Raw genomic sequence first — 26682 nt, forward strand, 5'->3', positions numbered from 1 at the left:
GATATTAGCCGCTCTCTTTAAGAGAGCGGTTATTTTTTATTTAAATAATAGATGCAATATAAAATGTAATTACCGATAATAAAATCGATGTAATAACTAAAGCGTAAAGCGGTTTTAATGCTTTTTCCCGGATGGATTGCAGTGAAACACTGAGACCGAGACCGACCATGGCCATAACCATTAACAGAGTGGTCAGCTGATCAATTACTGCGCTCAACCCTTCAGGTATTGTGATAAATGTATTTAATATTGCTATCAGGACGAAAAAGAAAAGAAAGTAAGGAATATCAACTTTTCCGCCAGTTTTCTTATGCTGTTTTCTGGAAACGAAATACATCAGCAGAAAACTTACAGGAATAAGCAGAAATACTCTGCTTAATTTAGAAAGTAAGGCCATTGCCATACCCTCGTCATTGGCACTGCCCCCTGCCAGTACAACCTGAGCAATTTCATGGAGACTGAGACCGCTCCATACACCATATGTAATATCATTCATATCGAATAATGGGCCGATAAATGTATAGCTGAGGGCAAAGGCTGTTCCCACAACAGAAATCAAACCGATACTGATAGCAGTGTCTTCTTCTTTCGCCTTGATGATTGAACTGACTGCAGATATCGCCGCAGCCCCGCAAATTCCAGTTCCTGCTGCCAGCAGAAACATAATTGATGAATTAGTTTTAAAATACTTATTCAATATATGCATAAGGACAAAACTGAACACGATGACACCGATGCCTAGAAGAATCATAATCCAGCCATCGCTGATAATTAATTGCAGGTTAAGTTTAAAACCGTACAGTACGATAGCAAAACGCAGAAGTTTTTTGGCTGAAAATGTAATCCCGGGACGTAAAGCTTCAGGATAGCCGAGAGTCTGTCTGTAAATTACGCCGATAACAAGTGCTACTGCCAGTGCGCCGATACTTGAAATAATCGGTAACTTCGAGAGCGTAATGCTTAAAACAGCGACGATAAAAGTAAATAAAATACCAAAAATAAATGTTCTGTTGAAATATTTATATATCATATTTGTGCACCTCATTAATGATAATAGTAGCACTTTAACAAGATTGTGGGAATCAGGAAAATGAATCAGGGAAAAGGTATAAAAGTAAATAAGAATTTTCTAATTATTGAAAGCGTTTTTATGTTAAGATTGCTGGTAAGAAAGTAAAAAAATTGAAAGGGGACTAATTTAATGAAAAAGAACCAATGGTTTTTAATGATGTTGTCTGCAGTTTTGCTGGTTTTAGCAGCATGCGGGGATGACTCAGGTGACGAACAGGAGAGCAGCGGAGAGTCAGGGGATGCTGCGGGCGGAGAGGACTGGATCGAAAATGTTACTCTGCTTACAGGCGGCGAAGCCGGAGTCTACTTCCCCTTAGGAGTTGCGATGGCTGATATTATTGATTCTTCTCTCGATAATGTGAGTGCTACAGGTGTATCTTCTGGAGCATCTGTTTCTAATGCGGAACAGTTAAATAACGGAGAAGCCCAGCTCGCTCTCGTGCAGAATGACATCGCATTTTACGGTGCTGAGGGAAGTAATATGTTCAGTGAAGTTCTCGATAACTACAGCGGTGTATTCACTATTTATCCTGAAACAGTTCAGCTGGTTACTTTAGCGGATTCAGGTATTGAATCAGTGGCTGATCTTGAAGGAAAACGTGTTGCTATCGGTGACATGGGATCTGGAACGGAAGCAAATGCTAATCAGATTATCGAAGCGCATGGCATGACAGTTGACGACATTGATGCTCAATACTTAGACTTTGCGGATGCTTCTACTAACTTGCAAGATGGGAACGTTGATGCTGCTTTTGTTACTGCAGGAACACCGACCGGTGCTATTCAGGAACTAAGTGCAAGTGCAGATGTGAGAATTGTGAGTTTTGATGAAGATGCAATGGATAGTCTGATGGAAGAATACACTTATTATACAAAACAAGACATCCCTGCAGATGCATATGATAACTTTGACAGCACAGCATCTACAGTTGCAGTGCAGGCGATGCTGATTGCTTCCAATGATATTCCGGAAGACCAGATGTACGAAATGACTAAAGCAATTTTTGATAACCTGGACCAAATGGCGAATGCTCATGTCCGCGGGGAAGAGCTGTCACTTGATACTGCAGAAGAAGGTATGTCAATCGATCTGCATCCGGGTGTTCAGCGCTATTATGATGAGCAGTGATTAAATGAGTAAAGATAACTGTAAAAAGGCATTGCATATACGCAATGCCTTTTTATCCCTTACAAGTCTTTTTATCCTCCTGGAGATAGCGATAATATTTCAGCTGAATCAGCCGTTAAAAATTATTATTGAAGATATGAGCACTGAAGAAAAGCTATTTGTACAGAATATTGAATATGGAGAACACTTTACAGTGAATTATATACATTCTGTCGAACGTTCGCCGGTAAGTGAAGTTTTTGAAGTACGGAGTGATGGAATTTATACGATGGAAAGTCATACAGAATCGTTTGGAGCAGGCATGCCTTATGAGGGTGAAGATGTCGAAATAGATGATGGGAAGTTCATCATCAAAAATATAAATCGTAAAGTACATGGAGGTACGTTGCGAATCAGACCTTCTTCAGTGTTTCCTCACCATATTGTAATAGGGGACAAAGATATCCTCATTTCTGAGGCACCTTATAAAGGGAAAAATTTAGAAGTGAAATTAATGAAAGGTTATTTTAGAGGTGATTAACTAATGGATGCTAAAGAACAACAGAAATTAATTCAGGAATTGGAAGGCAGCGACAGGGATCTTGGAAAGAAGCTGACGATACTGGTTAGTTCGATTTCTATTCTGCTGGCGGTATTCCATCTTTATGTAGCAGGATTCGGCTTGCCAGGCATCGGCTCAAAAACATTTTTGATTATTCACCTTACGCTGGCAATAGTACTGGTGTTTTTAATTTTTCCGATCAAAAAAGGAACATCTCAAAAAACAATTCCGATATATGATTTTATTCTAGCAGCAATATCGCTTCTGTTAGGGATATATTTAATACAAAGACAGGATGCACCAGAAATAATGTCAGCACGTCCAACAGATTTAGATTTGATTATGGGTGCGCTATTTATCGTTATTGTTATCGAAGCGACCAGGCGGGTTGTTGGTTTGCCGCTTGTAATTATTGCGCTGATAGGAATCGGTTATTTCTTTGCCGGAGAATTTTTACCTGGACAGTTTTACCACAACAGAGGTGATTTCTCAAGATTCGTATACGAAATTACATACAGAAGTAATGGTATCTTCGGCACGCCAATATACGCTTCCGCCCAGTTTGTATTTATTTTTATACTATTTGGAGCAATACTCGAGTCCACTGGAGCTGGAAAGATGTTCATTGATCTTGCCATACGCGGATTTGGTAAATACAAAGGCGGGCCCGCCAAAGCAAGCGTGGTAGCAAGCGGAATGATGGGAAGTATTTCAGGCAGTTCGACTGCGAATGCGGTGACTACGGGAACATTTACAATTCCTTTAATGAAGAAAGTAGGATTTCCGCCGCATGTTGCCGGAGGCGTTGAGGTTGCTGCATCATCGAGCGGGCAGTTTCTTCCTCCTGTAATGGGGGCTGCTGCATTTATAATGGTTGAATTTACAGGTATTCCTTACTTTGAAATTATTAAAAGTGCGTTGATACCAGCGCTGCTTGCCTATGTCGGAATATTGTTCATGGTTCATTTCGAAGCCAACAAACATAATATATCCGGTATCGACAGGTCTGAAATGACATCGGCAAGAAAGCTGCTGCTCAGTCAGGGTTATCTGATTGTACCTATTTTAATATTGCTTTACTTCCTGGTAGTTGAAAGAGCATCAGTTAATGCTTCGGCATTTTACTCGATTATCGCCATGATTATTATTGCTTTTTTTGCATATCGTTTTAAAGAAAGTATGGGACGGACGATTATATTTGCCGCAATATTACTGGCTTTAACGTTCTCTATGCAGTATTTAATTGTATTTGTGAATCAGGGTCTGTCAATATTCGATAATGCGATCGGTTTAGGTCTGTTTAATGCTGAAACTATCCGCTGGCGCAGTCCGATATTTACCATGGTGCTCGGCGGTATTATTGTCGCTCTGCTTTTTGCGATATTCCAGAAGATGACCAAGCGGGATGTGACGCCGCAAAAGTACGGCTTTAAACAGCTGCTGGAAGGTTTCGATAAAGCATCCAGAAACGCCTTAAGTATTGTTGTTGCTTGTGCGACAGCAGGTATTCTGATCGGCGTAATCACAACGAGCGGCTTATCAACTAAATTCACAAGAATAGTCATCAATTTTTCAGACACGATTGAAAGTATGCTGCCGAACTTTATGATTACTGATAATACTCAGCTGTATATTGCGCTTATTCTGACGGTATTTGCATGTCTCTTGCTTGGTATGGGGCTGCCGACCACGGCGACGTACGTAGTGCTTGCGGCTGTTATAGCTCCTGTGCTGACAAACCTTGGATTGCCGGTCATTGTGGCACACTTGTTTGTATTGTACTATGGTGTTCTTGCTGACGATACGCCTCCGATCAATCTGCCGGCGTATGCGACAGCTGGTATAGCGAAAGCAGGACCGATCAGAACTGGAGTGCAAGGTTTTAAATATGACTCGGCTGCGCTTCTTCTGCCGTTTATGTTCGCCATAAACCCTACAATTCTGCTGATTACAGATGCAAGTGCAATGGAAATGATCTGGGCAATTATGACAGCGGCAGTCGGTATGGCGATGTTTGCGTCCTTTATACAAAACTTTATGTTTGTGAAATATAATATTGCGGAAAGAATCATTGCTGTTATAACGGCTCTCTTGTTTATCCAGAGCGATCTTATAACCGATTCAATAGGTTTCGGTCTGTTCATTCTGCTTGTTCTCTATCAGCTGTATAAGAAGAAAAAGAGAGAACCGGCGGCAGCTTAATAAAAAAGAAAGTAAAACACGCGGCCGTAAAATGAACTGCCCCCTGTCAAGTAGACAGGTAAAAAAACAAAATAGTATTTTGGTCGCACACGACAATTGTCGTGTGCGTTTTTTATGCTGGGATTTTCAAGCCCATTTTCAAAGTGACGCGCTGAGTATTATAGAACTTAATATACGCATTGATATCCTGTTTAAGTACTTCAACGGTGTCATATGAATTTAAATAATACTTCTCAGATTTAATAATGCCCCAAACATTCTCTATTGGACCGTTATCAATGCACTTTCCCGGACGCGACATACTATGAATGGACTGGGTGCGATTAATAAAATGATGAAACGCGTGAGAGGTATATTGAGAACCACGGTCTGTGTGAATGATGGTTTGACCTCCGATCATCTGCGACTCTATTTGTTTGAATGTCTGAGTCACCAGAGATTGTTCGCTGCGCGTGTCCATGTGATGCGCAATGATTTTATTCGTGCAGAGATCCAGCACGGCACTTAAATAGACTTTACGACCATCGGTCGTACTGAATTCAGTAATATCAGTTACCAGTTTCTGCATGGGTTTGGCAGCATGAAATTCACGGTTGAGTATATTCGCAGCGATATAGTCTGGTTTGACTATCTTGTATCTGCGTTTTTTTCGACGAATCACTGATTTCAAATTCATCACTTTCATCAGTCGATATACATGTTTGTGATTGACCTTGGCCTGTCTGTAATAATTCAGGTATATCGTCATTCGACGATAACCATAAATGCCATCTAACGCAGTATATGTGTCTGACATCATTGCCATCAATGTTTGATCTCTGCTTTCATACTGTGCAGGTTTTCGAATGAGCCATTTATAATAGCTCGCTCGAGAAATCTCTAGCACTTGGCAAAGATGGACAATCGGATATTTATGTTTTAACGCTTCGATCGTTTGGTACGACGCTGTTTGGCGAATTCTTGTTTGATCAACTCTCTTTCCATCTCTTCTTGCTTTTTTAAAGTTTCATTTTCCATTTCTAACCACTGATTACGGACTCTGAGCGCTTCAATCTCAGTTCTCAGTTGTTCTTCGCTGGTTTGAGCTTCTGATGGTTTCTTCTTACCACGATTGTCTTCGAGTGCTTTCGGTCCAAATTTCTTATATTTTTGCGTCCATGAATAGACGTTATTGTAGCTGACCTTAAATTTTTCTGCGGCATCCTTATAAGATAATGGATGATTGATGACGTGTTCCACAATTTCAATACGTTCTTCGTATGTTGTTTTTCTGCTTTTCATTTGATAGACCTCCGGTTTTGGAGAATACGTTCGATTCTCTTTGCCTTCAGTATATCGTAATACCCATTGCCTGATTGTAGAATCACTGGGAATTTTGTACTTGGCTGCCAGACTTCTATAACTTTTATTACTATGAAGATACTCTTGAATCACTTGATGTTTGAACACTTCGGAATAATTGTGATTCCCCTGTCGCCTCAGTAATCCAGTCGTCCCATGCTGCAGGTATTTATCTATATAGAATCGAAAAGTCGATGCGTTTAAATCTAACTCATAATCTTCACGTAGTGAGTGAAACGAAGTGCCGTTTAAATATAACTCGATGTATTCAATTAATTTATTGGTTGAATACCTTATATTTGATTTCAAGAGAAAACTCCCCCTAAAGTAGTTTACTTTTTTAAGTGTCTACTTTAGGGGGAGCATATCAAAAATACGGCCGCGTGTTTTTAAGTTCAGTATAAGTTTACTTATCTTCTTTTAAAATTCTTTCAGTTTCTTCAAATTCCTGTTTCATTTCCGGTTGAAGTTCACTCTGAGTCATCTTACTTACGATGATACCTAACAAGGTAGCGACGATTACACCAGGAACGATTTCATACAAACCTGTACCGAATGTACCGGCTGCAATCCATATAATAACAGTTGCGGCCCCACCGATGATTGACGCGATAGCACCAGAACGTGTCATGCCTTTCCAGTGCAGAGCCATAACTACCAGCGGACCAAATGCAGCACCGAAACCGGCCCATGCATTGGCGACAATATCAAGAATTACTGACTCGTCATCCCATGCTATAACAATTGCAACAAGCGCAACAATAATGACAGATATTCTTCCGACTAAAACAAAAAGTTTGTCTTGTTCTTCTTCGGATTTGGTTTCTGTCCCGCCGATCATTTTCAGACGAATCATTTTATAGAAATCCTGAACAAGCGAACTTGAAGTGACTAACAGCTGAGATGAAATAGTACTCATAATAGCTGCTAAAATTGCTGCCAGGAAGAATCCGCCGACTAATGGATGGAATAATACCTGACTCATTAGAACCAGAATCGTTTCGGCATCTGCTACTTCGTGCCGGGTAGCATCCGTAAATGCGATACCAAGTAACCCTGTTAAGCAGGCTCCGATTAGTGAAATTGCCATCCAGATAATACCAATACGACGTGCCTGAGGAACAATCTTATGAGATCTTATCGACATAAAGCGGACGATGATATGCGGCTGTCCGAAATAACCGAAGCCCCATGCCAGGTTACCGATAATAGTAATAATAGAAACCCCGCTGATTAAGGACAGATAGTTGATGTCCGCTATCGCGCCGAGCTCTTCTATTCTTACAAACGGCTCAATGCCTTGTCCTGTGAGAGTCATCCATGTGGCAATCGGAATCATAACGATAGCAATAAACATTATCGTCCCTTGGAAGAAGTCGGTCAGACTTACAGCAAGGTAACCGCCAAAGAATGTATAGATTACAACGACTCCTGCTGTAAGGAATAGGCCCCAATGATACGGCAGGTTAAATGCACTCTCGAACAATTTACCGCCTGATACCATGCCGCTCGCTGTATAAACAGCGAAGAATATAACGATTACGAGGCCAGCTATAATTCTCAGCATGTGCTTGTGGTCTTTAAAACGATTTTCAAAAAAGTCCGGAAGCGTAATTGAATCGTTGGAAACTTCCGAGTATACACGGAGTCTCGGAGCGACCACTATGTAGTTTACGTAGGCACCGATTGTTAAACCGACGGCAATCCAAATACTTGAAAGTCCGACGCTGTACATACTGCCTGGAAGCCCCATCAGCATCCAGCCTGACATGTCGGAAGCGCCGGCAGACAAGGCGGTAACCCATGGACCGATATTACGCCCGCCGAGCATATACTCGTTAAGGTTTGATGTGGACTTTTTATAAGCGTATATTCCGATTGCAATCAGAATGATAAAATACACTGCCATCATCAAATATTGTTCCCAACCCGCTGTAAATGTAAAAGCGGATCCTGTTACTGTGTTAAGAATCATAATAAATCCTCTCCCCTTTGCGAAATAAATTCGAGCTGTTTGCAGAATTTAAAATCAATTACACAAACATATGAAAATTCCATCTTTTTAAATTAAAAGAATAGAATTACACCTAAGCCGATTATAACCATCATGGCTTGTTATTACAATGCGAATCGGGGAATAGTCTGTGAATTCAAATACAAATCCGCCCGGCATACCTGATACCGGGCGGGTTGAGTGAATGATATTTTACTTGTAAATATACTCTAAAACTTCAATTGCCTGTTCAACAGAATTTGTAACGACATTTGCTTTATTTGAAATTTCTTTTAATGGATGAATTAATTTCTCAGGACGCACTAAAATCAACGGTTTGCCTGAGTTAATTGCTGTCGTCGCATCCATTGCTGTATTCCATTGCTTGTATTCCTCTCCAAACAAGGCAATAACTACGTCAGCTTTGTTCATTAAAACCTGGGTGCGCAGATTATTAATACTGGATGCTGCATCATCGCGGTAATATTTATTCGGCTGCTCACCTAAAATATTTTCCCCGATGTCATCCGATAAATCGTGATCCGTCTGAGGTGATACAAAAGTTAACGGTAAATCTTTCTCTTTGGCCAGAGCCTGAATTTTGTCTCTCCAGCTGCTGTGAATCTCGCCTGCTAAATATACTGTTAAATCCATGAAACAACCTCCTATTAGTCATTGCATATTAGTATATACCCTAATCTATTTATGGTAAAATATTTAGAGTAGATTAATTATCCAGAGAAAGGAATAGACCGATATGAAAGTGGCATTATTTGATTTTGACGGGACTTTATATCCGCATGAAACCTTTGAAACGCTTCGTGCACATTTAAAAAATCACCCGAAATTTAAAAAGAACTATAAGCATTTTGTTCGCTATTTTGCGCCGACTTATTTTGGCTATAAAATGAAAATGGTGCCGAAAATTAAAATGCAGCACAGAGCATTGGAATCTTATATACTTTCATTTAAAGGTTATTCCAAACGTGAAATTGATGAATTTTTTTCGGATGTTGCCGCTTCGATGAGTAACGAGCTCAGGACTTCGCTGCTTGAAAAAATTCAGCAGCTGAAACAGGACAACTACTATGTAGTACTGATTTCAGGCGCTTTTATACCTTTATTGGAAGCATTATTTAAAGGTGTGGGTTTTGATTATATCGTCGGCTCAAAAATTCATTACAATGGTGATAAGCTGGATTATAAAACGCGGTTTGAACGCATGTTTGCTGAACGCAAAATTGATATTATAAAGGAACACTTCCAAAACAAAGAAGTGGACTGGCTGAACAGTCAGGCCTACAGTGATAGTATAACGGATCTTAAAATGCTGGAGCTTGTGGGTAAACCAGTAGCAGTTGCACCGGACAGCGACCTGAGATCAGTTGCGCAGGACAAAAATTGGAAAATATTAAATGATATTTAGGAGGATAAACTGTGAGTTTAATTAACTTAACCGAAGCGGATCTTTATCCGACAGAGAAATTCGGACCATCACTTGAAGGAACTTTATTATATAAAGTCAGAGACCAGGCACATTTCCCGGGTGCATATATGACGACGAATGAACGGCTGTTTATGAATGTCGATATGAATGGCGAGCCATATACCAGAGTATTTGCCTACACGGATATCGTGCGTGCATTTATTGAGGATGATGTGCTGTTTATCGAATTCCCAGAAGGTATGGGTAAGATTGCGATGGTTGACATAGTGTCTGGAAGCGCAGATGAATTTGCTGCCTACGTGAATGATAAAAGCGGAAAATAGACTTACTGAGGATGTACTGGGACAGTGCATCTTTTTTGAGTTTAATTAGTATAACACTTTTAATAAATAGTATGACACATTTCATGATATGGCTTTCAGGATCCAAGAAAAAGGAGTATACTGTTACTGAATATTAATATATTAAACATGGATAAGGGGCATCAATTTAAGTATGACTACTTCTATTAGCAAAACGGATGTGGTTCTGATTGGTGGCGGGATTATGAGTGCCACGCTTGGAACACTATTAAAAGAATTAAAACCTGACTGGAACATTAAAGTTTTTGAAAAACTTGATGATGTTGCAATCGAGAGCTCGAACGCATGGAATAACGCCGGTACAGGGCACTCGGCGCTGTGCGAATTGAACTATACACCAGAGCTTTCAGACGGCTCGATAGAAATTTCAAAAGCGATTAAAATTAACGAGCAGTTCCAGATTTCAAAACAGCTCTGGGCGTATTTAATTGAAAAAGGATATTTAGATTCTCCGGAAGATTTTATCCGTACAGTACCGCATATGAGTTTTGTGGAAGGCGAAAAGAATGTTGAATTCCTTAAAAAACGTGTGGAAAAACTGACTGAAAGTCCTCTGTTTGAAGGTATGGAATACAGCGATGATTACAATGTTCTTAAAGAATGGCTGCCGCTGATGATGGAAGGACGCAAGCCTGATGAAGAGATTGGTGTAACACGCATTGATTCAGGAACGGATATTAACTTTGGCAGTCTGACTAAAAAGTTATTTAAGAGACTTGAAGAACAGGGTGTGGAAATGAATTTCAAGCATGCTGTTCAGGACATCCGCCGCACTCAAAAAGACAAGTGGCAGGTCAAAGTTAAGAACTTGAACAACAGTAAAATGGAATATCATACCGCTGATTTTGTCTTTATCGGTGCAGGAGGCGGCAGTCTGCCGCTTCTGCAGAAAACAAACATCCCCGAGTCTAAAAATATCGGAGGTTTCCCGGTGAGCGGTCTCTTCCTCGTTTGCGATGACGAAGAAGTTGTGAACCAGCACGAAGCTAAAGTTTACGGCAAAGCTAAAGTCGGTGCACCGCCAATGTCTGTACCGCACCTCGATACACGTTATATCGACGGTAAAAGATCACTGCTGTTCGGGCCGTTTGCGGGCTTCTCTCCGAAATTCCTGAAAACGGGATCGTATCTGGATTTATTCGGCTCCGTGAAACCGAATAATGTACTGACTATGCTGTCAGCGGGTGCGAAAGAGCTCGGTTTGACTAAATATTTAGTACAGCAGGTTCTCTTAAAAGAAGAACAGCGTATGGATGAGCTGAGAGAATTTATTCCGGGAGCACGTTCAGAAGACTGGAAGACGATTACAGCGGGACAACGTGTTCAAATGATTAAGGATACGGATAAAGGAAAAGGTACATTAATGTTCGGTACAGAGACAATTGTATCGGAAGACGGATCTATCGCCGCGCTTCTCGGAGCATCTCCGGGTGCTTCTGTGTGTGTGGATGCTATGCTTGAACTCTTGAGTCGGGCATTTCCGGAAGATTTCGGATTATGGCAGGACAAGATTAAAGAAATGATTCCAACATACGGAGTTTCTCTGTCAGATAATCCTGATTTGTTCAAAGAAATGAATGAACGCACTACCGATACTTTAGGACTGAAAAGTCACGAAGCAGGAGCATTATTGAGCTAAATAATACAGAAGGCATCGTCTCCCCCGAGGAGGCGATGCCTTTTTTTATTTTACAGATTTATTTAGCGCCTGTTCAATATCCTGAATGATATCATCAGAATTTTCGATACCTATTGAAAGCCTGATTAATGAATCGTCGATGCCGCGTTTAATGCGTTCTTCATCCGGCATTTCCGCATGAGTCTGCGTAAAAGGGAAGGTGATGAATGTTTCAGTGCCACCGAGGCTCTCGGCGAAAGTACAGACTTCAATATTTTCTAAGAATGTGTTTACGCTGTGAGTTTCTTTAAAACGCAGGCTCAGCATCCCTGTTGTGCCGGCGTAGAGAACTTCTTCGACTGCTTCATGATTTTCAAAATGAGCTGCTGTTTTCCTGGCATTCTCAATAGCACGGTCCATGCGCACGTGCAAAGTTTTTAATCCGCGGAGCAGTAAAAAGCCGTCGAAAGGAGACAAGGTTGCCCCAATCATGTTGTGATACAGGCTGAGCGACTCAGCAAGTACTTCATCTTTAACAGTAACAACACCGGCCAGCACATCGTTATGGCCGCCGATATATTTAGTCGCCGAATGAAGGATGATATCTGCACCGTCAATAAGCGGACGCGATAAATACGGCGTTAAAAATGTATTGTCAATGATAGTAATTATGTCGTTTTCCTGCGCGAGTTTGTACAGGGGAGCTAAATCAGTTTTTCCCATCGAAGGGTTGGTAATAGGCTCTATAAAAAAAGCTCTTGTATTGCTGTTGATAAGAGAAGTCACTTCAGCATGGTTGTTAAAGTCTGCATAATGAAATTTCACATTATACTTCTGTTCGTAAAAATCAAAAATACGATATGTACCGCCATATAAATCAAAACTTACGAGCACCTCATCTCCGCTGTTAAACAAATTGCAGCACAGCTGGACAGCAGCCATCCCGCTTGACGTTGCGAATGAATGAGTCCCGCCTTCCAGGTCTGCGAATGCTTCTTCAAAATGTGTGCGGGTCGGATTTTTGGTGCGTGTGTAATCATATCCTGTCGATTTACCCACACCTTCATGTTCGAATGCAGTTGATAAATATATAGGGTTTGTAGTTGCACCGGTGTGATCCGGCTTTAATGAGATTTGTGATAATTTAGTATCCAATATTTATCGTCCTCTTCTTTTATGTATTTTTTAGAAAGATATTATAAATATATAAATTAAGCCGGTATAAGTCAATAATTTAGTAGAATATTGCGAAAACTCTATTCGGGTAACGACAATACACTGCGCTAAAAAATGGTAGATAAAAGTAACGATAAGCGTTATAATTAGGTTAATTAAATTACAGGAGTGATACGAGTGAGTCAGTCACAGAACGTTATATACTATACAACAGCTCAAGTAACGGACATGGTTGAACTGTCTGATCAGAACGTTAGAAAATACGTTAGATTACTTGAAGACAGAAATTATGAAGTTGCTAAAGATGAACATAACAGAAGATTATTTTCAAAAAAAGATGTGAGTGTCTTACAGGAAATGATTAAAATTGCCAAGTCCCCAGGAAATACACTGGACTCTGCGGCAGATGAAATTATAGAAAATATGGACGACTTTGAAGAAACGAAAAGTGAGACTCAGGTATCGAAAATGTCGGATAACGACGTATCAAGATTGCTTGCTTTAGTGCTTGAAAAGCTGGATGAAATCCAAAATGAAAACAAAGAACTTAAATCAAATATAAGTACACTTGTACACAGATTGGAAGAGTACGATCGTAATGCTCTTGAATACAATCCGGACGAAAAGGTGGAAACATTTTTAGCGGAAGAGGCATACGAAAGCGAAGAATCGCCGCAGACTGAAGAAGAAGCTGATGAAACTGTACAGGCTGAAGAAACCAAAGCTGATGAAACTGTACAGGCTGAAGAAACCAAAGCTGATGAAACATCGGATGAAGCGGGCATGGAAGAAACCGTGACACCGGAAACAACTGAAGAAGAGATTGTTGCAGAAGTACCAGCTGAAGAAGAATCTCCGAATGCTGGAGAAGAAAATATCGAAGAAGAATCCGCCGAAGCAGAAACCGAAGAACTTGATACAGAAGAAACCGAAACTGCTGAAACACCGGCAGAACAAAATACAGGAACAATTGACCTGAGCGCCGAGGAAGAAAGTGCTGAGGAGAATGTATCGGCTGCTTCAGAAGAACTGGATAACAGCAACAAAACAGCAAAACAGCAAATCGAGGAGCCTAAAAAAGGATTCTTCGGTAAATTAGCAAGCATGTTTAAAGGATAGAATCGAAATTTATTTCGATTCTTTTTTTATTTTTTTCAGATTGATTGACATGTGAATATAAAACTACTATAATCCCTATTGGCGAACGAGATTGCAACATCAGTTAAATAATATACGGATTAGAGGAGCGTTTTATCATGGAAAGCGTTTTTGATTATGAGGATATACAGTTAATTCCGAACAAATGTATTGTGGACAGTCGTTCAGAATGTGATACTTCAATTGAATTTGGGAAACACACATTCAAGCTGCCGGTAGTACCTGCAAATATGCAGACTATTATCGACGAGAATATTGCTGAATATTTGGCGAAAAATGGATACTTTTATATCATGCATCGTTTCAACCCTGAAACACGTATTGATTTTATTAATAAAATGAGAGATGAAAATCTGATTTCATCTATAAGTGTCGGCATCAAACCGGAAGAATACGATTTTGTTATCAGCTTAAAAGAACAGGGGTTAATTCCTGATTATATTACTATCGATATTGCTCACGGTCATTCCGACAGAGTAATCGATATGATTAAGCATATTAAAAAACATATTCCTGAAACATTTTTAATTGCAGGTAATGTCGGGACACCTGAGGCAGTCAGAGAATTGGAGCATGCAGGAGCAGATGCAACTAAAGTCGGCATCGGTCCTGGTAAAGTTTGTATTACTAAAATTAAAACAGGCTTCGGTACAGGCGGATGGCAGCTTGCTGCACTTCGATTATGTGCAAAAGCAGCTTCTAAGCCGATTATCGCAGACGGCGGAATCCGTACGCACGGAGATATTGCTAAATCTGTAAGATTCGGGGCATCTATGGTTATGATCGGTTCACTATTTGCAGGACACGAAGAATCTCCTGGTACTGTTTATGAAGAAAACGGCAAGAAGTATAAAGAGTACTTCGGTTCGGCTTCTGAATTCCAAAAAGGTGAACACAAAAACGTAGAAGGCAAAAAAATGTATGTAGAATACAAAGGGCCATTAGCAGCTACACTGACTGAAATGCAGCAGGATCTGCAGTCATCTATTTCATATGCCGGCGGCAAGGAATTAGATGCAATCCGTACAGTAGATTATGTAGTTGTTAAAAACTCAATTTTCAACGGTGATAAAGTATATTAATATTTTGAAAAAAGGACCGCATGCGATATGCGGCCTTTTTTGTGTTTGATTTTGTTCTTGGCTGGCTGGGATTGGTATGGTCGGGTCTCATGTGTATCCGAGCTTCGTGGGGTTTGTATGATCGGTTCTCATGTGTATCCGGTTTTGCTGGGATTGGTATGATCGGTTCTCATGTGTCTCCCAGCTCCGTGGGATTGGTATGATCGGTTCTCATGTGTCTCCCAGCTCCGTGGGGTTTGTATGATCGGTTCTCATGTGTATCCCAGCTTCGTGAGGTTTGTATGATCGGTTCTCATATGTATCCCAGCTCCGCAGGGTTTGCATGATCGGTTCTCATATGTATCCCAGCTTCGTGGGATTGGCATGATCGGTTCTCATATGTATCCCAGCTTCGTGGGGTTTGTATGATCGGTTCTCATATGTATCCCAGCTTCGTGGGGTTTGTATGATCTGGTCTCATATGTATCCCAGCTCCACAGGGTTTGCATGATTGGGTCTCATATGTATCCCAGCTCCGCAGGGTTTGCATGATCGGTTCTCATATGTATCCCAGCCTCGCAGAATCGGCATAAGCTGCCGTCTATTGAAAAAACACCGGATTCTTCAGGAATTCGGTGTTTTCTTCATACTTAATCTTCTATATCATGTAAATCTTTATAACGCTTCGTACTTTCAAGCATCATTTTCTCCATCGTTTCAACATCATCACTTTGAATTGCTGCGTAAAGTTTGTCGAACTGTGTCTGGAAATTATCAATATGCTGAAGAAGGTGTTGTTTATTCATCATAAATAACTCAGGCCACAATTTTTCATTAATGTTTGTGATGCGTGTTAAATCCCGGTAGCTGTCACCTGTATATTTTTTAGTGTTGCGAGCGGCGTCATCGCTGTTGATTAATGAAATGGCAATGACGTGAGCCAGCTGGCTGGTAAAGCCGATAACTTCATCGTGGAAGTCCGGTGTGATTACTGAAATATTGCCGAATTCTAATTTTTTGACAAAATTTTTCAGAAAATCGATGTTTTTCTCTTTATTCCTCGGGGTCGGTGTGATTAAATAGTTTGCACCGATAAAAACTTCTCTGCTGCTGAACTCAAGGCCCCGGTTTTCTCTGCCGGCCATCGGATGACCGAAAACGAAATCGGCATGGTCCGGCAGGAGAGGTTCAACTTCACCGATAATCGAAGTTTTCACGCCTGTAACATCGGTAATGATGCACCCTTCTTTTAAGTAAGGTGCGTAATCTTTTACCAATTGAACAAGCAGTTTAGGGTAAACTGCGAAAATAATAAGATCTGCCTGCGGAATGATGTCTTTAAAATCCTGAGAACCGTCTTTAATAAGATGCTGTTTTTTTGCTTTTTCGATAACTGCAGCATCGATATCAATTGCATATATGTCAGCGTCAGGTATGTTTGCTTTAATAGCAAGAGCAAAGGAACCTCCGATATTTCCCAAGCCGATAATTGCGATATTCATATATTTTATGCCTCCGTATTTTTATCATTATACTACAAGAATGAATATACATTAATTAACTAAATTATGTAAACATTTAATTAATTCTCATAAATAGATTGACAAACTGATTAAAGACAGCCTATAATGGCAATCAAATACATTACAAGGAGCGGTTATTTATGTTAACCCATACAACTTCACAACTGAATAACCGACTTTACTTTAGCTATTTTTGATACCGTTTGTACACATCATTTGTACAAACGTAAAACAAACTGTTTGTATCAATGATGGCTGAAGATTTTGTAATGTCTAGCCATTTACTTTAAATAAGTGGCTGGAAGTCGGGACTTCTACATATTTTTCTATACTTACTGCCACTTAATTTTTAGTTAAGTGGCAGTTTTATTTTTAAAAATTTTAGGAGGCTTTTAATTATGATTATTCATGTAAAACGCGACGCAACGGAAAGTAATATTAAGACACTGGTTTCAAACATCGAAGAAGCAGGTTTCAAAGTTCACCGTTCTGATGGTGAAAGACGTACAATAATCGGTCTGATCGGCGATACATCTAAAGTCTCCGAAAATGATTTCAAAAAATACAGTATCGTGGACGGGGTGTACAGAATTCAAAAGCCATACAAGAAAGCGAACAGAAGTTTCCAGGAAGATGACAGTGTTATCGATATTGGCAACGGTGTAAAAGTCGGAGCGGAAAACTTCATGGTCTGTGCAGGGCCCTGTTCAGTTGAAGATTTAGACAGCACAGTGGAATTAGCAATTAAATTAAAAGATGCAGGTGCAAACTCGCTGCGCGGCGGGGCATTCAAACCGCGTACTTCACCTTACAGTTTCCAAGGTCTTGGTGTAGAAGGTCTTAAAATTTTAAATGAAGCGAAAAAAGAAACCGGTCTGCCTATCGTTTCAGAGTTAATGGGCACAGATCATTTAGATACATTCGTTGACATGGTCGATGTCATTCAAATCGGTGCACGCAACATGCAGAACTTCGATTTACTGAAGGCGCTTGGCCAGACTAACAAACCGATTTACTTGAAACGCGGAATGTCTGCAACGATTCAGGAATGGTTAATGTCAGCAGAGTACATTATGGCCGGCGGCAACAATAACGTTGTGCTTGTGGAGCGCGGTATCCGCACTTTCGAAACAGCAACAAGAAATACACTTGATATTCAAGCGGTGCCTGTAGCGCAGAAAGAATCGCACCTGCCGATTATCGTTGACCCGTCACACGCAGCGGGCGTCAGATACCTGATACCTTCAATGGCTAAAGCAGCAGTTATGGCCGGTGCAAACGGCCTGCAGATAGAAGTTCACGAAGATCCTGAGAATGCGTGGAGTGACGGCCAGCAGTGTCTGACACCTGCAGAATTCAAAGAATTAATGGACACGATAAACGTACTGCTTGAAATTGAAGGGAAAACAGTGAACAAGATCGTTCAAACAAAATAATATGAGGAGGCTAACCATGGGGAGACATGAAGAGTTGCGTAAAGAAATAGATCAGATAGACCGTGAGCTCGTTCAGCTTGTCGAGAAGAGAATGAAGGTGTCTACGGAAATTGCGGAGTACAAACTTGCGAATAACATACCGGTAATGGATGCGCAGCGCGAAAAAAAGGTTATCAATAAAAATATTTCCTATTTGACTGACCGGACGCTGGACAGCTACATCTCGGAGTTTAGTAAACACCTCATGGAGCTCTCAAGAAGAAGGCAGAAAGAATGTCTTAAGCAGCATACAAAGACATGTTAAAAGGCGCCCGCGGGCGCCTTTTTTTATTTGAGATTATGAAGCTGTTCCAAATCGTACAATGTATTCTGATACGTTTCATTCAGCCAGTTGTTAAACAGCAGATGCCCGTGACTCCGCCATTGAAATTTTGGGTTTTCCGACGGTTTATCATCGGGATAATAATTGAGAGGGACAGCTGTATTGAGCCCGCTTTTTGCATCCCGGTCATATTCGTCTTTCAACGTTTTTCTGTCGTATTCGAGGTGGCCAAAAATGAAGAGATCCCGCTGATTTTTAGATGTAATGATATCCGGGCCGAAGTCAGGATGCGCAGTCAGGATGTCGAGATCCGGAATACCGTTTAATGCTTCGTAATCAATTCTTGTATGTCTCGACTGAGGAACCTGGTAAATATCATCAAAACCGCGCACATATGGATGTTCCGGTTTTATATTTTGATATCCGAACACACCGAACAGCTTTTCTGATAACATAAGTTTTTCGATATTGTAATAGTGATTCAGAGCGAATTGTGCTCCCCAGCAAATATAAAATCGGGAGAAGACATGTGTCTGTGCCCAGTCAGTAATTTCTTTCAGTTCGTCGATGTACCCTACCTGTTCAAAATTAAATTTTTCTACCGGGGCGCCAGTAACAATCATCCCGTCGAAATATTCATCTTTCACTTCCTGATGTGTCTTATAAAACTTCTGGAGATGGCTGGTCGGAGTATTTTTACTTTTATGGGTAGACATATGTAAAAATTCAACATCAATTTGAAGCGGTGAGTTGCCAAGCAGCCTCAGCAGCTGTAACTCTGTTTTTTCCTTAAGAGGCATAAGATTTAAAATAAGAATTTTTAATGGACGGATGTCTTGGGTTATCGCGCGGGAAGCTTCTATGGTATATACTTGTTCCTGTTGGAGTTTCGTTCTCACAGGAAGTCCTTCGATGATTTTAATTGGCATGCGTTCACGTCCTTAAATAGCAAATGATAAGTACTATATAATGTAACAGTGAAAATGAACGACAGTCAATGTCTAAATTATCAAAAAAATCACAATCTGAAGACAGATAAATTTTGGAGGAACAATAATGAATTCAGTTTTAATAGCTATTCTCGTTATGGTCATTTTAAGTTTGTGCAGACTTAACGTTATACTGGCTCTGTTTATCGGTGCGCTGGCCGGCGGGCTGATATCGGGTATGGGCGTCAATGAAGTCATCGGTGTCTTTACCGGAGGAATTGTTAACGGAGCAGAAATTGCACTCAGCTATGCACTGCTTGGAGGATTTGCCGCCCTGATAGCATACAGCGGTATAACCGACGTTATGGTCAATAAAATTTTAAGTCTGCTGAATGCAAGCAAAACGACGAAAGCACGCGTAATAGCGAAAGTTTCTATAATCGCAACCTTGCTTGTTATTTCTATGATCAGTCAAAATTTAGTGCCGGTGCATATTGCATTTATTCCTATACTTATTCCGCCGCTGATCAGTCTGTTTAATGAGCTTCAGCTGGATCGCAGACTGCTGGCAGTAGTCATGACTTTTGGGCTGACATTTACTTATGCGGTACTGCCTTTTGGTTACGGACAAATATTTCAGAATACGATTGTAACAAGTTTTGCGAATGCCGGGGTAACAATAGAATTCAGCGATGTCGCTCCAAATATGATTATTCCCGCTCTCGGTTTTGTGATTGGTCTGATACTCGCATTTTTCTATTTCAGCAAACCGCGGAAGTATCTTAATAAAGAAAGTGACTTGTCCTCAGAGCGGCTAACAGTTAGTGCAAAAACAATTATTACTGCTGTGATTGCAATTCTTGTCACATTCATTGTGCAGTTCTTTACGGATTCGATGATCTTCGGTGCCCTCGGTGGTATTATGGTCTTCTTTCTGTCAATGCAGTTTAAGTGGGCTGAACTTGACCGTGAGCTTGTAAACGGCATAAAAATTATGGCGTATATCGGTATGGTAATGCTGGCGGCAAACGGCTTTGCAGGTGTGATTACAGAAACAGAAGATGTCCTGCCGCTCGTCAGCAGTATTTCAGATTCTCTCGGTAATAACAAGGCCTTTATCGTTATGGGTATGATGGTTGTCGGTTTAGTCGTAACGATGGGTATTGGTTCATCTTTCGCGACATTGCCGATTATTGGAGCGATTTTTGTCCCTATGGGTGCAGAACTCGGCTTATCGATCGCTGCGATTATTGCGATTGTCGGTACTGCTGGTGTCCTTGGGGATGCGGGGTCACCTGCATCAGATTCAACGCTCGGACCTACTGCAGGATTGAATATCGACGGTCAGCATGACCATATATGGGATACATGTGTACCGACTTTTGTCTTTTTAAATATTCCTGTTGTCATTACCGGTTTTATCGCAGGTATGATATTATAAGACTGTAAAATATTATAAAATGATAAAAATATTACTGCCAGCTTGATAATTTTTAAATAATGTAGTTTAATTAATCTACTAAGTAAAAAAATTCACTAATTAGCAGCGAATTTGTCTGGAGCTTCATATTAATCATTTAATGAATTTGTCTGCGGAGGATGAATTGTGCAAGCTCTCGATAATATATTACTTTTGAACAGGTGATTGTATGGAGACAGATTTAAACATTTTAAAAGGCAATTTAACTGCATATCAAATCAGTGAAGCGATTGGCATTTCTATTGAAGAAGCTGCAGATCTGCTTGAACAGCGGATTACTGTAGAATCACTGGATGAAGAGAGCCAGGAAAAGTTGAAACAATTAGAGGCAGTTTTATTTGACTAGCGGAAAAACAGCGTTAATATATTAAACATAAAATATGAGACTGACATTGTCAGTCTCATTTATTTTTTCGGAGGATGTCTATGGACAAGATAAAAGAAAATATTCCATTTATACTGCTGATTATCGTAATGGCACTATTTATGCTGGCATTCTTCGTTTCGGAAACATCATTTTTTAAAACGGAGGAGATTTCTACGTACACATTTGATGAAGCTGTCAGCATGCAGGTAAATAATGATACCGGAGATGTGAAACTTACCGGCAGCGCGGCAGAGTATGCAGAAGAGGATGACATAAAGGAAGCGATGACGATAAGCGGCAGCAATGATTTTCAATTCCTCCCCTTAAATTATGCGGCGGGTGTCGGGGAAGATGAACTGAATGAACTACTTGAAGGCAAAGGGATTTTGGAAGGAACAGGAGCCGCATTTGCAGAAGCTGAGCAAAAATATAATGTAAATGCGCTGTATCTGATCAGTCATGCACTGCTCGAAACAGGACATGGCGGGTCGGAGCTCGCTTCCGGCATCGAGGTCGACGGAACTACTTATTATAATTTTTTTGGTATCGGAGCATTTGACCGCGCAGCGGTAGCGGAAGGTTCGAGTTACGCCCGCGAAGCCGGCTGGTCGACACCGGAAGCAGCAATAATCGGAGGAGCGGAATTTATCCGTACAAATTACTTGGATAACGGTCAAAATACATTGTACCGCATGCGCTGGAATCCGGAAAACCCCGGTACGCATCTGTATGCGACAGACATAGAATGGGCAGAAAAAATTGCAAGTATAATGAACAGTTATTACTCTGCTTTAGAGCTCGAATACGATGACTTGGAAAAAGAAAATTATAATGAAGAATAAATAATAGCGCTTGTCTTTTTACAGAGACAAGCGCTATTTTTTGAAAGTTGAATTAAGAGACTGAGCTTGCTTATGTCAAAGTTTACTCAGTATCCAGCTCGTCCGCACCAATAATGCGCCACGGATGACTGTATATATTAAATGAACTGCCGCGGATAAAGCCGGCGGCTGTAATATTTAAATCATGTGCGAGTTTAATTGCGAGATCGGTCGGAGCAGATTTACTGAGTACGATGCCGACGCCGATTTTTGAAGCTTTCGTCAGTACTTCTGATGAGATACGCCCGCTGAATACGATAACTTTATCTTTGACGGAAATATTGTTCTGCAGACAGTGACCGTACAGTTTATCAAGCGCGTTATGCCGGCCGATATCACCTTTATGGACAATAGTGCCGTCAGGGGAAGCGATGCTCGCATTGTGAATGCCGCCGGTGTCTTTAAATATAGTGCTTTTCTCCTGCATTTCTTTCATGAGGCTGATGCATTGCTCGGGTGTCAGCTTCGTCTCCGACAGTGAAAATTTAGCAGTATCAACGTCTGCCTGAAAATAGAACTGACGGCTTTTGCCGCAGCATGAGCCGAGTACGCGTTTTGAAAACGTGCCGTAGTCTTTAGGAAGTTCGCGCGACACTTTCACGTGACAAAAACCGCCGCGTTCATCGATGTTCATGGATTCAATTTCCTTAAATGAACGCAGTGCGCCTTCTGAAGCTAAAAAGCCGATGACGAGTTCTTCAAGGTCATCAGGCGAACAGACTAAAGTAGCGAATTCTACATCGTTTAAATATATAGTCAGCGGAAATTCTTCAGCTATTATATCTTCAGTTTCGATAAAATTCCCGTCTGTATACCGCCGTATTGTATTTTTCGTAACGATTTCCATAACATATAACTCTCCCACTCTGAATCTTATTGTAAAGCGTTCTTTTTCTTTATATAATCACATTTAAGACGAAATTACAATTTAAGGAATTCCGTCAAAACAATAGGGGGATTTACATGCAAACAAAGAAAAATCGCTGGCTGATTGCACTTGCCGGGGTGGGCATCCATATTTCAATCGGGTCAGTCTACGCATGGAGTGTATTTACAACACCGCTTCAGGAATCAATCGGATGGTCGCTGAGTCAGGTCTCAATTACATTTAGTATCGCTATTTTATTTTTAGGGTTGTCGGCAGCATTTATGGGACACTTTGTAGAAGCGAAAGGCCCGAGAAAGTCGGGACTGGTTTCCACAGTCTTTTTTGCAGCAGGTATGATTACAGCAGGTTTCGGGATACAGCTTGAAATGCTGTGGCTTTTATATGTAGGGTACGGGGTCCTTGGGGGTATAGGACTCGGGATTGGTTATATCACTCCGGTTTCAACGCTGGTTAAATGGTTTCCTGACCGCAGAGGAATGGCGACGGGTCTCGCGATTATGGGGTTCGGTTTTGCTGCAATGATCGCGAGTCCGGTTATGCGCATGCTGATAGAATCGGTCGGAATTCCGAATACGTTCTTTATTTTAGGCGCCATTTATTTCACAGTGATGTTTGTATCAAGTTTATATCTTGAAAGACCGCCTGAAGGCTACCATCCAAAAGGCGTTGTTATCGATGAAAGCGAAGGGGCAGTTTCTAAAGATCTTGCTCAGCTGACGGCGAACGAAGCGATAAAAACAAAACGCTTCTATTTCTTATGGCTGATGCTGTTTATCAACGTGACGTGCGGTATTGCTATCCTGGCAGTTGCAAGTCCGATGGGTGTTGAAATTGCGGGATTAACTGCAGGTGCAGCAGCTTTCATGGTTGGAGTCATGGGTGTCTTTAATGGTGCCGGACGCCTGGTCTGGGCATCTATATCGGATTACATAGGCAGAACGAATCTTTATACGCTGTTTTTCGTGCTGCAGATTGGCATCTTTGCAGTTCTGCCGTTTACGACCAATGAATGGCTTTTCCAAATACTGCTGTTCATCATGATTTCATGCTACGGCGGCGGATTTTCTGCTATTCCTGCCTATATCGGGGATATTTTCGGAACCAAGCAGCTGGGTGCAATTCACGGCTATATTTTAACAGCGTGGGCTGCAGCGGGACTCGCCGGGCCATTTATCGTTGCTAAGATTTATGAAGCTACACAAAGTTATGCATGGTCCTTGTACATTTTTGCGGGTCTGTTTGTTATTGCGCTGGTAATTTCTATATTTATCAGACAGGATATTAAAAGGCTTAAAGAAAAAAATAAGCTTGATTCTGTGAGCGCTTCCGCGAAATAGTGTACAATGGAATTATTATAATATAGAGGGAGTGTCTACATGGGTAAAACTCTGCATCCGGGTCCGATCAATAAAACTAAAAAATGGGATCCGAAATTATGGGTAAGTCCTGTGCCATTCGGTTTAACTAAAGTAAAACCGCATCATATGAGAGATACAGCTAAAATCGTCTGGAAAAACAGAGATAATTTAAACTACGCGAAAAATATTATATTAAAAGGTGTCTGCGACGGCTGTGCACTGGGGGTATCAGGTCTGCAGGACCAGACTTTAAACGGTCCGCATATGTGTACGACGCGTTTTAATGTTCTGCGTCTGAATACAGCACCTCCGATTAAACCTGAGATACTGCATCAGGATATAGATGAGCTGCGCAAGATGGACAGCACCGAGCTCCGCGAGCTTGGACGTATTCCATATCCGATGATCCGCCGTAAAGGCGACCGCAAATTTATTAGAGTATCATGGGATGAAGCGATGAATACTATTGCGGATAAAATGAAAGTTCTCGATCCGAAACAGTATGCATTTTACTTAACCAGCCGCGGTATTACGAATGAATCTTATTATGTTGCAGCGAAAACTGCGCGTTATCTGAAAACCAATCATATTGATAATGCCTCGCGTATCTGTCACTCGCCGAGTAAATCAGCAATGAAACGCTCTGTAGGTGTCGGAGCTTCGACTTGTAACTATCAGGACTGGCTTGGAACTGATGTACTGGTGTTCTGGGGCAGTGTCGCGTCAAATGCATCACCGGTTTCTACCAAATATATGATGGAAGCTAAAAAACGCGGTACGAAAATTATCGTTATAAATCCTTACAGGGAGCCTGCTATGGAGAATTACTGGGTGCCTTCAGTTGTTGAATCAGCACTGTTCGGTACTGAAATAGCAGATGAATTCTATGAAGTAAACATCGGCGGGGATATCGCGCTCATGCACGGTGTAATGAAACACTGGTTCGATCTTGAAGAACAAAATGAAGGTTCGGCCATTAATCACGAGTTTGTTAATGAACACGTTAACAACTATGACGATCTTAAAGAAAACGTTCAGTCGCAGAGCTGGGATGAGATTGTCCAGTCTTCAGGTATCGATAAAGAACAAATTATCGAATTATCAAACAGTCTTGCTAAAGCGAAAACAGGCGTTATGGTCTGGGCACTTGGTTTAACAATGCACAAACACGCGACAGATAATATTTCACAAGTATCGAACCTAGCTTTATTACGGGGCTGGCTGGGCGGTAAAAACAAAGGTCTTATGCCATTACGCGGACACTCATCAGTGCAGGGCTCAGGTGAAATGGGAGCAGATCCGTTTTCACTGCCGGGCGGGGATTATAACGATGAAAACCGTCCGCGCATCGAAGAACTGTGGAATTTCAAACTTCCTCAGTGGCCTGGAGATACTGTTGGTGTAACGATTGAGAACGCAATGCTGCCGGACGACAATGAAAGAAAGCTTAAGCTTTACTATATGTCGGGCGGTAACTTCCTGGAAACGATGCCGGATCCGGACTTTGTAAGAGAAGCTTTGCAAAATCTCGACATCCGTGTTCACCAGGATATTATTTTAAATACATCAACCCTGCTCGATGCAAAAGAAACAGTTGTAGTGCTGCCTGCGAAAACACGTTATGAGCAGGATGGCGGAGGATTGTCAACATCGACAGAACGTATGATTTACTTCTCTCCTGAGATTGAAGGGAACCGCAACCGCATTGCCGAAGCACGCAGTGAATGGAAGATTTACGTCGACCTTGCGAAACGTGTTAAGCCTGAAGAGTCTCACTTAATCGATTTCCAGTCAGGACAGGAAATCCGCGACGAGATTGCCAAAGCGAATCCTCAGTATGACGGTGTTCAGCACCTGAAGAAAGCTGGTGACGTTTATCAGTACGGCGGAGCATGGCTGTGTGAAGGCGGGGTATGTCCGACACCGGATGGAAGAGCGAACCTGATTACGATGGATATTCCTGACAACAATAAGAAAGCTGGAGAATTCAAACTTCTGATGAGACGCGGCAAGCAGTTTAACGCGATGATTTATGGAGATCAGGATGCCTTTAACCACATGGGGCGCTACGATGTACTCGTCAGTGAAAACGATGCACGACGAGAAGGTCTCGAAGACGGGGAAGCAGTCGTTCTATACAATAAGAACGGAGTCTTCCAGGGATTCGTTAAGTATGCAGCAATTAAAGACGGAAACATCGGTGTTCAGTTCCCGGAAGGAAACTTCCTGGTGGAGAAAGGTATTTATGAAAGTTTCGTAGAAATGCCTGACTATGTGACTGACGTTAAGATGGAAAAAGCCGATCACTTTAATGCGAATAAGGACCGTCAGTATTTAGAGAAATCTATACCTGAATTAGAAGATAATCCTAACTAAAGTTATAGAAAATACCGAAAAA

General features: G+C 41.2%; 24 protein-coding genes and 1 pseudogene. 15 read left to right on the forward strand and 10 right to left on the reverse strand.

Going from position 1 to position 26682, the window contains the following annotated elements; translation table 11 throughout:
* Window positions 1–40: 40 nt before the first annotated feature.
* Window positions 41–1030 carry a YeiH family protein gene (locus MHH58_RS01365; RefSeq protein WP_341344821.1) on the reverse strand — a complete coding sequence of 330 codons (990 nt, stop codon included), beginning with the start codon at window positions 1028–1030 and terminating at the stop codon, window positions 41–43.
* Between the two features lie 171 nt (window positions 1031–1201).
* Here MHH58_RS01365 and MHH58_RS01370 point away from each other — a divergent pair, with 171 nt between their 5' ends.
* From MHH58_RS01370 to MHH58_RS01380, 3 genes are read left to right on the forward strand one after another with little or no spacing between them, the layout of a single operon-like run.
* Window positions 1202–2200 (forward strand): TAXI family TRAP transporter solute-binding subunit, encoded by a 999-nt coding sequence (locus MHH58_RS01370; RefSeq protein WP_135097814.1) that lies wholly within the window; start codon window positions 1202–1204, stop codon window positions 2198–2200.
* 4 nt (window positions 2201–2204) lie between these two features.
* A complete protein-coding gene (locus MHH58_RS01375; RefSeq protein ID WP_341344822.1) occupies window positions 2205–2720 on the forward strand; it encodes a DUF1850 domain-containing protein in 516 nt (171 codons plus the stop codon).
* Between the two features lie 3 nt (window positions 2721–2723).
* Window positions 2724–4943, forward strand: coding sequence for a TRAP transporter permease (locus MHH58_RS01380; protein ID WP_135097817.1), 2220 nt, complete (start codon window positions 2724–2726; stop codon window positions 4941–4943).
* A 112-nt stretch (window positions 4944–5055) separates the two neighbouring features.
* On the opposite strand, the gene MHH58_RS01385 is transcribed toward MHH58_RS01380, so the two are convergent.
* The 5 genes and pseudogenes from MHH58_RS01385 to MHH58_RS01400 all read right to left on the reverse strand — a co-directional run bounded on the left by MHH58_RS01385 (window position 5056) and on the right by MHH58_RS01400 (window position 8931).
* The gene (locus MHH58_RS01385; RefSeq protein ID WP_341346078.1) at window positions 5056–5901 is read right to left on the reverse strand and encodes an IS3 family transposase; all 846 of its coding nucleotides are present in this window, start codon (window positions 5899–5901) and stop codon (window positions 5056–5058) included.
* Entirely contained in the window at window positions 5862–6224 is a 363-nt protein-coding gene (locus MHH58_RS01390) for a helix-turn-helix domain-containing protein (protein WP_341344823.1), read from the reverse strand. Before MHH58_RS01390 ends, MHH58_RS01385 begins: the two co-directional genes overlap by 40 nt.
* A 48-nt stretch (window positions 6225–6272) precedes the next feature.
* A pseudogene (locus MHH58_RS12420) lies at window positions 6273–6392 on the reverse strand (helix-turn-helix domain-containing protein); the annotation flags it as partial.
* 298 nt (window positions 6393–6690) lie between these two features.
* Entirely contained in the window at window positions 6691–8256 is a 1566-nt protein-coding gene (gene putP, locus MHH58_RS01395) for a sodium/proline symporter PutP (protein ID WP_369891142.1), read from the reverse strand.
* Between the two features lie 234 nt (window positions 8257–8490).
* On the reverse strand, window positions 8491–8931 hold the full coding sequence (locus tag MHH58_RS01400; protein WP_115884881.1) for a YtoQ family protein: 441 nt from the start codon (window positions 8929–8931) through the stop codon (window positions 8491–8493).
* A gap of 103 nt (window positions 8932–9034) precedes the next feature.
* On the opposite strand from MHH58_RS01400, the gene MHH58_RS01405 reads away from it, so the two are divergent.
* The 3 genes from MHH58_RS01405 to mqo all read left to right on the forward strand — a co-directional run bounded on the left by MHH58_RS01405 (window position 9035) and on the right by mqo (window position 11725).
* Window positions 9035–9703 (forward strand): HAD family hydrolase, encoded by a 669-nt coding sequence (locus tag MHH58_RS01405; RefSeq protein WP_341344824.1) that lies wholly within the window; start codon window positions 9035–9037, stop codon window positions 9701–9703.
* An 11-nt stretch (window positions 9704–9714) separates the two neighbouring features.
* Complete coding sequence (locus MHH58_RS01410; protein ID WP_341344825.1) at window positions 9715–10047, forward strand: hypothetical protein; 333 nt, start codon at window positions 9715–9717, stop codon at window positions 10045–10047.
* Window positions 10048–10219: 172 nt separating this feature from the next.
* Entirely contained in the window at window positions 10220–11725 is a 1506-nt protein-coding gene (gene mqo / locus MHH58_RS01415) for a malate dehydrogenase (quinone) (protein ID WP_341344826.1), read from the forward strand.
* Window positions 11726–11770: 45 nt separating this feature from the next.
* On the opposite strand, the gene MHH58_RS01420 is transcribed toward mqo, so the two are convergent.
* Window positions 11771–12862: a PLP-dependent transferase gene (locus MHH58_RS01420; protein ID WP_341346079.1), complete on the reverse strand. Its 1092-nt coding sequence runs from the start codon at window positions 12860–12862 to the stop codon at window positions 11771–11773.
* Window positions 12863–13057: 195 nt separating this feature from the next.
* On the opposite strand from MHH58_RS01420, the gene MHH58_RS01425 reads away from it, so the two are divergent.
* Window positions 13058–13999: a hypothetical protein gene (locus tag MHH58_RS01425; RefSeq protein WP_341344827.1), complete on the forward strand. Its 942-nt coding sequence runs from the start codon at window positions 13058–13060 to the stop codon at window positions 13997–13999.
* Between the two features lie 137 nt (window positions 14000–14136).
* Window positions 14137–15120 (forward strand): GMP reductase, encoded by a 984-nt coding sequence (gene guaC, locus MHH58_RS01430; RefSeq protein WP_341344828.1) that lies wholly within the window; start codon window positions 14137–14139, stop codon window positions 15118–15120.
* A gap of 629 nt (window positions 15121–15749) precedes the next feature.
* Here guaC and MHH58_RS01435 read toward each other — a convergent pair.
* Window positions 15750–16601, reverse strand: coding sequence for a prephenate dehydrogenase (locus MHH58_RS01435; protein WP_341344829.1), 852 nt, complete (start codon window positions 16599–16601; stop codon window positions 15750–15752).
* A gap of 419 nt (window positions 16602–17020) precedes the next feature.
* Here MHH58_RS01435 and aroF point away from each other — a divergent pair, with 419 nt between their 5' ends.
* Window positions 17021–18058, forward strand: a complete 1038-nt coding sequence (aroF, locus tag MHH58_RS01440) for a 3-deoxy-7-phosphoheptulonate synthase (RefSeq protein ID WP_135097836.1) — start codon at window positions 17021–17023, stop codon at window positions 18056–18058.
* A 16-nt stretch (window positions 18059–18074) separates the two neighbouring features.
* Entirely contained in the window at window positions 18075–18362 is a 288-nt protein-coding gene (locus MHH58_RS01445; protein WP_341344830.1) for a chorismate mutase, read from the forward strand.
* Between the two features lie 23 nt (window positions 18363–18385).
* Here the strand turns inward: MHH58_RS01445 and MHH58_RS01450 are convergent, their stop codons facing one another.
* A complete protein-coding gene (locus MHH58_RS01450) occupies window positions 18386–19309 on the reverse strand; it encodes a homoserine O-succinyltransferase (protein WP_135097840.1) in 924 nt (307 codons plus the stop codon).
* Between the two features lie 124 nt (window positions 19310–19433).
* Here MHH58_RS01450 and MHH58_RS01455 point away from each other — a divergent pair, with 124 nt between their 5' ends.
* The 3 genes from MHH58_RS01455 (at window position 19434) to MHH58_RS01465 (ending at window position 21998) form a co-directional block, all read left to right on the forward strand.
* Complete coding sequence (locus MHH58_RS01455) at window positions 19434–20750, forward strand: Na+/H+ antiporter family protein (protein ID WP_341346080.1); 1317 nt, start codon at window positions 19434–19436, stop codon at window positions 20748–20750.
* A 208-nt stretch (window positions 20751–20958) separates the two neighbouring features.
* Window positions 20959–21135, forward strand: a complete 177-nt coding sequence (locus MHH58_RS01460) for a hypothetical protein (protein WP_167753382.1) — start codon at window positions 20959–20961, stop codon at window positions 21133–21135.
* An 80-nt stretch (window positions 21136–21215) separates the two neighbouring features.
* Window positions 21216–21998 carry an N-acetylglucosaminidase gene (locus MHH58_RS01465; protein ID WP_341344831.1) on the forward strand — a complete coding sequence of 261 codons (783 nt, stop codon included), beginning with the start codon at window positions 21216–21218 and terminating at the stop codon, window positions 21996–21998.
* An 82-nt stretch (window positions 21999–22080) separates the two neighbouring features.
* On the opposite strand, the gene fdhD is transcribed toward MHH58_RS01465, so the two are convergent.
* A complete protein-coding gene (gene fdhD / locus MHH58_RS01470; protein WP_135097846.1) occupies window positions 22081–22884 on the reverse strand; it encodes a formate dehydrogenase accessory sulfurtransferase FdhD in 804 nt (267 codons plus the stop codon).
* A 116-nt stretch (window positions 22885–23000) separates the two neighbouring features.
* On the opposite strand from fdhD, the gene MHH58_RS01475 reads away from it, so the two are divergent.
* Window positions 23001–24263, forward strand: coding sequence for an L-lactate MFS transporter (locus tag MHH58_RS01475; protein WP_341344832.1), 1263 nt, complete (start codon window positions 23001–23003; stop codon window positions 24261–24263).
* Window positions 24264–24302: 39 nt separating this feature from the next.
* Entirely contained in the window at window positions 24303–26660 is a 2358-nt protein-coding gene (locus MHH58_RS01480; RefSeq protein ID WP_341344833.1) for an FdhF/YdeP family oxidoreductase, read from the forward strand.
* Window positions 26661–26682 lie beyond the last annotated feature (22 nt).

Source organism: Jeotgalicoccus sp. FSL K6-3177 (assembly GCF_038050175.1).
Classification (GTDB): Bacteria; Bacillota; Bacilli; order Staphylococcales; family Salinicoccaceae; genus Jeotgalicoccus; species Jeotgalicoccus nanhaiensis.